This window comes from Candidatus Propionivibrio aalborgensis, from assembly GCF_900089945.1.
Taxonomy (GTDB): Bacteria; Pseudomonadota; Gammaproteobacteria; order Burkholderiales; family Rhodocyclaceae; genus Propionivibrio; species Propionivibrio aalborgensis.
Genome location: NZ_FLQY01000365.1, coordinates 1 through 10527, shown reverse-complemented (window position 1 = coordinate 10527; position 10527 = coordinate 1). Strand labels below are relative to the sequence as shown.

10 protein-coding genes are annotated in these 10527 nt (G+C 58.8%); 1 reads left to right on the top strand and 9 read right to left on the bottom strand.

Going from position 1 to position 10527, the window contains the following annotated elements; translation table 11 throughout:
- The 9 genes from hemF to PROAA_RS15900 form a co-directional block, all read right to left on the bottom strand.
- The coding region (gene hemF, locus PROAA_RS15940) for an oxygen-dependent coproporphyrinogen-III oxidase (RefSeq protein ID WP_222102313.1) at window positions 1-695 on the bottom strand (695 nt) is incomplete at its 3' end.
- Entirely contained in the window at window positions 695-1975 is a 1281-nt protein-coding gene (purD, locus tag PROAA_RS15935) for a phosphoribosylamine--glycine ligase (RefSeq protein ID WP_186412292.1), read from the bottom strand. The genes purD and hemF, both read right to left, overlap by 1 nt.
- Window positions 1976-2065: 90 nt before the next feature.
- On the bottom strand, window positions 2066-3643 hold the full coding sequence (gene purH, locus PROAA_RS15930) for a bifunctional phosphoribosylaminoimidazolecarboxamide formyltransferase/IMP cyclohydrolase (protein ID WP_186412291.1): 1578 nt from the start codon (window positions 3641-3643) through the stop codon (window positions 2066-2068).
- Between the two features lie 91 nt (window positions 3644-3734).
- Complete coding sequence (locus tag PROAA_RS15925) at window positions 3735-3971, bottom strand: helix-turn-helix domain-containing protein (protein WP_186412290.1); 237 nt, start codon at window positions 3969-3971, stop codon at window positions 3735-3737.
- The gene (gene dusB / locus PROAA_RS15920) at window positions 3968-5002 is read right to left on the bottom strand and encodes a tRNA dihydrouridine synthase DusB (RefSeq protein ID WP_186412289.1); all 1035 of its coding nucleotides are present in this window, start codon (window positions 5000-5002) and stop codon (window positions 3968-3970) included. Before dusB ends, PROAA_RS15925 begins: the two co-directional genes overlap by 4 nt.
- Before the next feature lie 107 nt (window positions 5003-5109).
- Window positions 5110-6291, bottom strand: a complete 1182-nt coding sequence (locus PROAA_RS15915) for an FAD-dependent monooxygenase (RefSeq protein WP_245664308.1) — start codon at window positions 6289-6291, stop codon at window positions 5110-5112.
- Entirely contained in the window at window positions 6284-7594 is a 1311-nt protein-coding gene (locus PROAA_RS15910; RefSeq protein WP_186412288.1) for an aminopeptidase P N-terminal domain-containing protein, read from the bottom strand. Before PROAA_RS15910 ends, PROAA_RS15915 begins: the two co-directional genes overlap by 8 nt.
- Window positions 7591-8295 (bottom strand): N-acetylmuramate alpha-1-phosphate uridylyltransferase MurU, encoded by a 705-nt coding sequence (gene murU / locus PROAA_RS15905; protein ID WP_186412287.1) that lies wholly within the window; start codon window positions 8293-8295, stop codon window positions 7591-7593. The genes PROAA_RS15910 and murU overlap by 4 nt, the downstream gene beginning before the upstream one ends.
- A gap of 64 nt (window positions 8296-8359) precedes the next feature.
- The gene (locus PROAA_RS15900; protein WP_186412286.1) at window positions 8360-9412 is read right to left on the bottom strand and encodes an aminoglycoside phosphotransferase family protein; all 1053 of its coding nucleotides are present in this window, start codon (window positions 9410-9412) and stop codon (window positions 8360-8362) included.
- 115 nt (window positions 9413-9527) lie between these two features.
- Between PROAA_RS15900 and pagP the strand changes: the two genes are divergently transcribed.
- Window positions 9528-10527: lipid IV(A) palmitoyltransferase PagP (pagP, locus tag PROAA_RS15895; protein ID WP_186412285.1), on the top strand; the 1000-nt coding region annotated here is incomplete at its 3' end.

Sequence of the window (10527 nt, the reverse complement as noted above, 5' to 3'; positions counted from 1 at the left end):
GAAAATGCGTCGCCGACTGCGCGTGTCAGTGCGAAACACCGCGCATCCCCACCCTCATTCAGATCATCGAAGAAGACGCCACCGACGCCGCGCGGTTCGTTGCGATGCTTCAGGAAAAAGTACTCGTCGCACCACTTCTTGTATCGCGCATGAACGTCATCGCCAAAAGGCGTCAGCGCAGACTTGCAGGTGGCATGAAAGTGACGAATGTCGTCTTCAAAGGGGTAGTAGGGGGTTAAATCCATGCCGCCGCCAAACCACCAAAGGGTCGTTGTGTTGCTGTTGGTTCTGCCGGCATCTGCACCTGGAGAGTCGGCATTGCCCTCGCCGCCGGGATGTGCCAGCAGACAGCGCACGTTCATGTGCGCCGTCGGGCAGTAAGGGTTTTCCGGATGCAGAACCAGTGATACGCCCATTGCCTCGAACGCACGGCCAGCCAGTTCAGGTCGTTTGGCAGTAGCCGAAGCAGGCAGTGCCGATCCGGTCACGTGCGAGAAAGATACCCCGCCGCGTTCGAATATGCGGCCGCCCTCGATGATGCACGTCAGCCCATGGCCGCCGAGTGGCTGGCCAGCTTCCTTCTGCCATGTGTCGGCTCGAAAACGCCCTCCGTTCTCGCCTTCCAGGGCTTCGGCGGCTGCGACAATGCGTGACTGCAGACCGACGAAGTAGGTCTTGAGGGCGCTGCTATCGATCATCGCGGTATTGCACGATGTCCGATATCGCGACGGTATTGCATGCCGTCGAAGTGAATTCCAACGATTGCATCGTAAGCCTGCTTCTGCGCCTGCTTGACGTTGTCGCCCAGGGCGGTGACGCACAGTACCCTACCACCCGAAGTAAGGATCCTGCCATCCTTTTCCTGGGTTCCGGCATGAAACACGTGTACGTCATCACTCTCGTCCGGCAAGCCGCTGATGACGTCGCCCTGGCGCGGCGTGCCGGGGTAGTTGGCTGCCGCCAGCACGACGCCTAGCGCAACGCGGCGATCCCATTCGGCATCGATCTGGTCGAGTTTGCCGGCAACCGCGTGTTCAAGCAACGTTAGGAAATTGGACTTGAGACGCATCATGATGGGCTGTGCTTCAGGGTCGCCCATGCGGCAGTTGAATTCCACCGTTTTTACCGAACCGTCCTTGCCGATCATCAGGCCGGCATAAAGGAAGCCGGTGTAGGGCGTGCCATCGGCGGCCATCCCGCGCACGGTCGGCAGGATGATTTCGCGCATGGCCTTGGCGTGGATAGTCGGAGTGACCACGGGGGCGGGCGAGTAGGCGCCCATGCCCCCGGTGTTGGGGCCGGTATCACCGTCGCCGATGCGTTTGTGATCCTGGCTGGATGCGAGCGGCAACACGTTCTTGCCATCAACCATGACGATGAAGCTGGCTTCTTCGCCGTCCAGGAATTCTTCGATGACGATGCGCGAACCACTCTTGTCGCCTGCCATGTTCGATTTGTTGCCGGGGAGCATGCTCTCGATGGCGCTGTGTGCTTCGCCAAGCGTCATCGCAACAACGACGCCCTTGCCGGCAGCCAGCCCATCAGCCTTGATGACGATGGGCGCCCCGTGCTTGTCGACAAAGGCGTGGGCAGCGACGCTATCGGAAAATGTCTCGAAGGCCGCTGTCGGGATGTTGTGCCGCGCCATGAAGCGCTTGGCGAAATCCTTCGAGCTTTCGAGTTGAGCGGCCTCTCTCGTTGGCCCGAAAATCTTCAGGCCGCGAGCCCGAAAAATATTGACGACCCCGGCGGCGAGCGGTGCTTCCGGACCAACGACGGTGAGATGAATGCCTTCTTTCTCAGCAAAGTCGGCCAGCGCTATCGGGTCGGTGATATTGATATTCAGGACTTCGGTTTCGCGCGCCGTGCCGGCGTTGCCAGGCGCGACAAAGATCCTTTGCATGCCGGACAATTTGGCCAGGTGCCAGGCCAGTGCGTGCTCGCGCCCGCCGGAGCCAATGACGAGTAACTTCATAAAACCCTTTCACCACAATGTCACCAAGCCACCAGGATGTACCAGGATTTGCGAAATCTGGGGAATCTTCGTGCCTTGGTGGTGAAATCATCAATGTCTGAAGTGACGGGCGCCGGTGAACACCATCGCCAGTCCGTGTTCGTTCGCCGCAGCGATGACTTCGTCGTCCCGCATCGAGCCGCCAGGCTGAATGACCGATTTGGCGCCGGCTTCGGCGAGTACATCAAGACCGTCGCGGAAAGGAAAGAAGGCGTCCGAGGCCACACAGGAGCCTGCCAGTACGAGACCGGCGTTTTGTGCCTTGGACGCGGCGATGCGTGTTGAATCAACGCGGCTCATCTGGCCGGCACCGACCCCAAGCGTCATGCCGCCGCCGCAGAAGACGATGGCGTTTGATTTGACGAACTTGGCAACACGCCAGGCAAAAAGCAGGTCTTCGATCTGCGCACTGGTTGGTGCGGCATGGGTTACCACCTTGAGGTCGGAGGCCTGTACATTGAAGGTGTCCGGGGTCTGCACCAACAAGCCACCACCCACGCGTTTGAACTCGAACGGTGGGCAATTATTGGACAGCGGCAACTCCAGTACCCGGAGATTCTGCTTGGATGCGAGCATTTCCTTGGCGGCAGGCGTGTAGGCTGGAGCGATCAGTACCTCGACAAAGTGCTTGCGCTCGTTCATGGCCTTGATGACGTCGGTGTCGACGGTGCCGTTGAAGGCGATGATGCCGCCGAAAGCAGAGCTTGAATCCGTCTTGAAGGCTTTTTCGTAGGCCGACAACAGCGTGCTGTCGATCGCCACTCCGCAAGGGTTGGCGTGTTTGATGATGACGCAAGCCGCGCTGTTGACACCTCCGGTGAACGTCTTTACGCACTCCCATGCGGCATCTGCGTCGGCGATGTTGTTGTACGAGAGTTCCTTGCCCTGCAATTGCTTATAGGCCGCGATGGAACCGGGTGTCGGTATCGGGTCGCGGTAGAAGGCTGCCTGCTGATGCGGGTTCTCACCGTAGCGTAGCGTTTCGACACAGTCGAAGGCGAGTTGCAGTTTGTCCGGAAACTGCTTCGGTTTGTTGGTTTCGTCGAGAGCGGTCAGCCAGTTGGAGATCGTCGCGTCATATCGCGCCGTGTGCGTGAAAGCCTTTTTGGCCAGACCGAAACGCGTGGCCAGGGACAGTGCGCCATCGTTGGCCAGCATTTCTGCTAGCAGCGCGGTGTAGTCTTCAGGGTCGGTGACAACGGCGACTCCCGTGTAGTTCTTGGCCGCCGAGCGGACCATCGCCGGGCCGCCGATATCAATGTTTTCGATAGCGTCTTCGAGCGTGACGTCGGGCTTGGCAATTGTTTCGCGGAAAGGGTAGAGATTGACGCAAACCAGATCGATGGTCGGAATATCGTGCCGCTCAATGGTCGCCAGGTGCTCGGGAAGATCTCGGCGAGCAAGAATGCCGCCGTGCACTTTCGGATGCAGGGTTTTGACGCGGCCGTCCAGCATTTCCGGAAATCCGGTGTAGTCCCCAATCTCGCGGACATCGAGACCGGCGCCGCGCAGTTGTTTGGCCGTGCCGCCCGTGGACAGGAGTTTGACACCCTGAGCGGCAAGTCCTTGAGCAAATTCAAGTGCGCCGCGTTTGTCGGAAAGGCTGATCAGGGCTTGACGGATTTTCATGAAGAGTTCTCGAAATAATGGATTTGAACGAAAAGACGTTGAAGCGTCGAGATGACGCAATATGAAGAAGAACGACTAAATCGAAGTCAAGTCAAACCAGCTTGTAGTCGACGAGTTTCTTGCGTAGCGTGTTGCGATTGATTCCGAGCATCGCCGCCGCTTGTGTCTGGTTACCTCCAGCCTGCTTGATGATGACCTCAAACATCGGGCGTTCGACGCTTTTCAGTACCATGTCATAGATGGGCGCGGGCATCTCGCCATCCAGATTCTTGAAGTAGGTTTCCAGTGCGCTGTATATGCAGCTCGAAATATCGTTGTGTTCTTTCATGCGGCGAGTTCCTCCCAGTCATTCTTATGCTCTGTCTGGATATAGTTCAGGTGTTCATTGTGTTCGGCAAGCCCGAAGAAGAAATCATTGACAGCCTGTTGTTGCTGCCTGATGTCGGGTAGTTGATTCATGCTATGGCGGAAAGCTGCAGAACCGGCCAGACCCCTGGTATACCAGGAGATATGCTTGCGTGCTACGCGCACTCCGGTTTCGATTCCATAGAATTCGTAGAGATCTTCAAGGTGCGCGAGCAGGATGGCGTGGATTTCGCTAACCCGCGGTGGCATCAGGTGTGTGCCGGTCTTCAGGAAGTGTTCGATTTCGCGAAAAAGCCAGGGCCGACCCTGAGCAGCGCGCCCGATCATCAGCGCGTCGGCGCCGGTCGCGTCAAGGACGTCTTTCGCCTTTTCCGGAGAGTTGATATCGCCGTTGGCAATGATCGGGATGCATGCCTCGCGCTTCACCGCGGCGATGGTCTCGTACTCGGCTTGCCCGGAATAGCCGCAGGCACGCGTCCGGCCGTGCATCGCCAAGGCGCGAATGCCGGATTGCTCGGCAATTTTCAGAATTGACAGCGCATTGCGTGAGCTTTTGTCCCAGCCCGTGCGGATCTTCAGGGTGACTGGCGTTTCAGGCACGGCATTCACGACGGATTCGAGAATTCGGCCGACCAGTGATTCATCTTTGAGCAGGGCCGAGCCGGCCATCACATTGCAGATCTTCTTGGCCGGGCAACCCATGTTGATATCGATGATCTGCGCGCCGCGATCGACGTTATGTCGTGCGGCATCGGCCATCATCGCGGGCGCAGCGCCTGCAATCTGGACCGAAATCGGTTCGACTTCGCCATCGTGGTTGGCGCGCCTTTTCGTCTTGGCGCTGCCGTAGAGCAGGGAATTCGATGTGACCATCTCGGACACGGCCAGTCCGGCGCCCAGCTTCTTGCACAATTGGCGGAAAGGGCGGTCGGTCACGCCAGCCATCGGGGCAACGAACAGATTGTTTCGCAGTGTAAAGCCGACGAATTCCATGGCGGTGGAGTGTTGAGGGTGTGGCTGGGGAAGTGGGAATTTTAACCCGAATGCTGGCTGAGAAATAGTTGATTTCTGAATTGATGCCATACCCTGACCTGAGTCGCCTACGGCCACGCCCTCGCACCCCAGATCATGCGCTTGGCGACGAAGTGGCGCAGCGGCGGATAGAGGTCAAGTGCCAGTAGACCGATGCCACGAGCGAAGCTGATCGGCGCCAGATCGTTGGAAAAAAGGCGAACGATACCATCAGTGAAAGCGATACTTCCACGCCGATCAAACTGGCGGCCTTTGGCGTAGGTCGCCAACGCTGTCGGATTTCCGGCATCGCTTTGGTCGAACAGCGATTCGGCAAGTTCCCAGGCATCGCGCAGACCAAGATTGAAGCCCTGACCTGACACGGGGTGCAGGGATTGTGCGGTATTCCCGATCCAAACCTGCCGGCGCTGCGCGAGCTGTGTCCGACAACGCAGGGCGAGCGGAAAGCCGGCGCGTGGGCCGGTTGAGACAAACTCGAGGCGTTTGCCAAACTGCTCCTGTAGTGCGGCGAGGAAGTTTTCGTCATTGAGCTTGAGCAATCGGGCGGCCTTGACGGGCGGTACGGTGAACACCACCGAGTAATCCTGGCCGAGCGGCAGCAGGGCGAGCGGTCCGTCGGGGGTAAAACGCTCCCAGGCACGGTTGTTGTGTCCCGATGCCGGACGAACTTCGGCGACGATGGCGTGTTGATCGTAATCCCGAACCGTGATTTCAGGGCCACGCTCCGGTGTGCCCTCGGCGTGTACGATGAGCTTGGCCGTGATACGGTGTATGGTGCCTTCGCGCGTAAATGTCAGTGTGGTCTCTTCGCGGCCTGTTTCAATTGTGTCGACGCTGCATTGGTCGATCAGTTGCTCCGGTTTGATGCGGGCGGCGAGGGCTGCGGCAAGATCGCGGTAGCGCATGACGTAACCGAGTGCCGGTGTGCCGTAATCCTCGGTAGAAAGCATGGTGCGTCCGAATCCGCCACGTTGCGAAACATGGATTTGGCGAATCGGGGTGCCAGCCATTGCGTTCCATGCATTCAGACGCTCGAGCAATTGCCTGCTGCCATGCGAGAGCGCCAGCGCGCGCGGGTCATCAATCCACGCGTCGCGCTGACGACTGTCGATGAGAAGTACCCGCTGCCTGCTGCCGGCCAGCGCGACCGCGAGCGCCATGCCGACCGGGCCGGCTCCGATGATCAGTACGTCCGCGTCATATGGAGGGGAAAGCGTGGGGGACGTAGCGCCTGCGGGGTGCTCAGTCACGGCGCATCACCTCTTCAATCTCGGCAATCGATTTTGGCGCGCTTGTGTAAACTTCGCAGCCGTCAGTGGTGACGAATACATCATCCTCGATGCGGATGCCGATGCCATGCAGGTGCTCGGGTACCGTGGCGCCGGGGCGGATATAGAGGCCGGGTTCTACCGTCAGCGCCATGCCGGCCTGCAGCACCACCCAATCGTCCCCACTCTTGTATTCGCCTGCGTCATGAACGTCGAGACCAAGCCAGTGCCCGGTGCGGTGCATGTAAAAGGGCTTATAGGTTTCGCTTTCGATGATGCCGTCCACACTACCGGCAAGCAATTGGAGATCAATCATTCCTTGCACAAGTACGCGCAGCGCAGCGTCATGGTAAGCAATGAAAGGTACTCCAGGCTTGATTGCGGCGATCGCCGCAGTCTGTGCAGCAAGAACGATCTCATACGCATCACGGGTTACGCCGCTGAACCTGCCGCTAACCGGGAAGGTCCGTGTGATGTCGGAAGCATAGCCTTCCAGCTCACAGCCGGCATCGATGAGAACCAGGGCGTGCTCGGAGAGCAGCCGATTGTTTTCAATATAGTGCAGGATGCACGCGTTATGGCCGCCGGCAACAATGGGTGAATAGGCGTGGCCGTCTGCGCCGCGTTTGCGGAACTCGTAACCAAGCTCGGCTTCGAGCTCGTATTCGGCCATGCCGGGGCGGCAGGTGCGCATGGCACGGGCATGACCTGCCGCGGCGATCGCGGCGGCGCGGCGCATGATATCCGTTTCGTGCGCATCCTTGATCAGTCGCATTCGGTCGAGTGGTTCACGCAGATCGCGTATCTCTCCAGGTGCACGCTTGCCGGCGCGGCTTTGTGCGCGGACCGTGTTCAGCGCAGAAATAACTTCGGTATCCACAGCAGCCTCATGGCCAAATGCGTACCAAAGCCTGCTGCGACTGGCGATCAGGTCGGGAAGCCTGTGTTCGAACTCGGCGAAAGCATACGCCTCGTCAAAGCCGAAGGCATCGCACACGGCTTCGGGGCCATAGCGGAAACCATCCCAGACTTCGCGCTCCTCATTCCTTTCGCGACAGAAGATGATCGATCGCGAGACGGGTTGCGAATCATTGCCACCCAGCAGAACGATGATCGCCTCGGGCTCGGGAAAGCCGGAGAGATACCAGAAGTAGCTGTCGAATCGATAGGGGTGGTGTGAATCGCGATTGCGTACGCGTTCCGGTGCGGTCGGGATGATGGCCACGCCATCGCCAATCTGTTCCAGCAGTGCGCTACGTCGCGTCGAATACGGTTCGTGTTTCATGATAAAGCGAACTCCTTTGCCTTCAGTTCCCGATCGAGTTCGGCAAGGCGTTCGGGTGTTCCAACGTCGACCCAGATACCGGGGTGGCGTTCGCCGGTGACGAGACCCTTGGCGATTCCGGCGTCGAGCAGAGGACGCATTTTCATGACGGCGCCGGCGGGCACAGCGGCGAAAAAATCGGGTGAAAAGATTCCAGTACCCGCGTAGGTCAGCGTCGGCCCTGTGCTCTCGCCGGCATACCTGACTGTTTCGCCGTCGAGGCTAAAATCGCCGCCGGCATGCTGCGGTGGATTGTCGACCAGAACAAGATGGGCCGGGTGGCCAGTGAGCGCGTGCATGCGCTTGTGCGCTTGCGAAAAATCCCAGTCGCACCACACATCGCCATTGACCACGAGAAACGGTTGGCTGCCAAGGAACGGCAATGCCTGGGCGATACCGCCTGCGGTTTCCAGAGCGCCGGCGGGTTCTGGCGAGTAAAGGATGTTCAGGCCGAAGCGGTTGCCGTTGCCGAGCGTGGCTTCGATCTGCTCGCCGAGATGTGAATGATTGATTACGATGTCCCTGAAACCGCTGGCCGCCAGCCGTTCAAGATGCCAGACAATGAGTGGCTTTCCGCCGGCGTGAAGCAAGGGCTTGGGCGTGGTGTCGGTAAGTGGCCGCATACGCTCACCGCGGCCTGCGGCAAGAATCATGGCCTTCATTGCGTATGTCATTGCACTGCCTCGGCGCTCGCATTGGCCCCATGTATCGGATACGCAGTTGTCATCAAAAAGTATAGCCTGCAACGACCTGCCGATTTTCGAGTTGATCCAGAAGGCGGGCCAGCGGACGCAATTCGAGGTAGCGCTCGCAGGTCTGCCGCAGGTAGCTCAATACGCGGGGCATGTCTTTCAGATAACTCTCCTTGCCATCGCGATGGCATAGGCGGGCGAAGATGCCGAGCACCTTGAGTTGGCGCTGTGCCCCCATCCATTCGTAATCACGGTAAAAATCGTGGAAGTCGGCATGTACCGGCAGCCCGGCCTTGCGCGCCATTTCCCAGTAGCGAATGACGAAATCGAGCTCCTGTGCTTCTTCCCAGTGGATGTAAGCGTCGCGGTAGAGCGAAACAAGATCGTAGGTGATCGGTCCGTAGACCGCATCCTGAAAGTCGATGATGCCGGGATTTTCGTGAATGCTGCTGGCCCTTGCGCTTGTCCCATTGGAACCCGCCATCCCGCAAACCATCAAGTTTCGCGAGTGATAATCACGGTGTACATAGACCCGAGGTTGCGCGAGATTGTTGGCGAGAATCCTATCGAATACCGTTCGCAACGTGGTCTGCTGATCCACGTCGAGCTTGGCGCCGAGATGGCGCGCAACATACCAGTCGGGGAAGAGTTCGAGCTCGCGCTCAAGCAGCGCCCGATCATAGTCTGGCAGCACGCCGGGGCGGCTGGCAGTCTGAATGGTGACCAATGCAGCATTGGCGTCGCGATAGAGCCGGGGTGCCGTGTCCAAATTCAGCACGTCGAGATAGGTGGCACTGCCGAGGTCGGAAAGGAGCAGAAAACCCTGATTCAGATCCTCGGCATAGACCGTCGGAACATGCACCCCGGCTGCACTGAAAAGTGCGGCCACTTTCAGGAACGGGCGGCAATCCTCGCGTTCGGGCGGTGCGTCCATGACGATGCGGGTGTTCCCGTCAGGCAGGCTGACACGGAAATAGCGCCGGAAACTGGCATCAGCCGACGCCGGTTCGACGAGGAAGTCCTTATCGGGGTACTGGCTTGAGAACAGCTTGTCAAGCCAGCTACGCAACAGAGCGCTACGCGGCATGCCGCTACTCCTTAAGCTATGGTGCTAAAATGCGTCGATTTTATCACTCGCTCTATTGGCCGCTGCACCGACGGAAGCAAATAGGGTTTGCAATGCTTTTTACTGATATTTCCGGATGAATTTTCCCGCCCGGCGCAAGTCACGCGCGCTGCTCATTTGCTACGGTTTTGCGTGCTTGCTTTTCGGCGGTCATACCGTCGCGCAGGAGCAGGCTCTTGCGCCGCTACGCGTCAATCCGGCCTTACTCGGGCTGCCCCCGATCAAGCCGGTAGAAGCGCCTGCGATCGCACCCGCAGCCCCTCCGGCAACGGCCGACAAGGGTCCGGAGGTCAAACCCGTACAGGCTGTCGTGGTTGAGCCGAAAGCAGTTGATAGAGCCCCTGAAGCCAGCGAGTCCGCCAGGGCCAGAAAGGACACTTCGCAGGAGACTCCGTCGCATCAGCCGCGGGGAGAGGGGCAACAAGCTGCTCCGGTTGCGCCGGTGCCGCAAATGGAGAAACAACCGCGATCCGAACCGCAGGCGCCTGCGGTCGCGCAAGTACAGTCGGCCAAGCCAGTCGCTCGGCAACAGGCTCAGCCCGCTTCCAGGAAGCCAGCCGAAACAGACAAATCATGGTTCCAGCGAGTCTGGAGTCCGGTGGCCAATGCCTATAACAATGGCGCACTTGAATTCTATCTGCCGTTGAAAACCTATCATTCTCGAAGCACGTATTCCCAAGAGCAAATCGACTCTTACCAGGAAAACCCTCTCGGCTTCGGTATCGGCCGTGGCTTGTATAACGAAAAAGGGAACTGGGAAGGCGTCTTTGCCATGGCGTTCCAGGATTCACACTTCAAGCCTTCGTATACCGGGGGTTACCAATGGAAAGCAATCTGGCGACCGGCCGAGGATGTTCGTCTGGGATTGGGCTATCTTGCAGGTTTGATGTCGCGCTCGGATATCCTGAGCTATGTGCCTTTTCCAATTGTTTTTCCAGTGGCCTCCGTGGCTTACAAGAACTTCAGTCTGGAAGGAACGTACATTCCCCCGGGTGGCGACAATGCCGGCAATGTCCTCTTTATCTGGGCCAAGTGGGAAATGGGCAAGACCGGTGAAGCAATCGGTACGCCGGCGC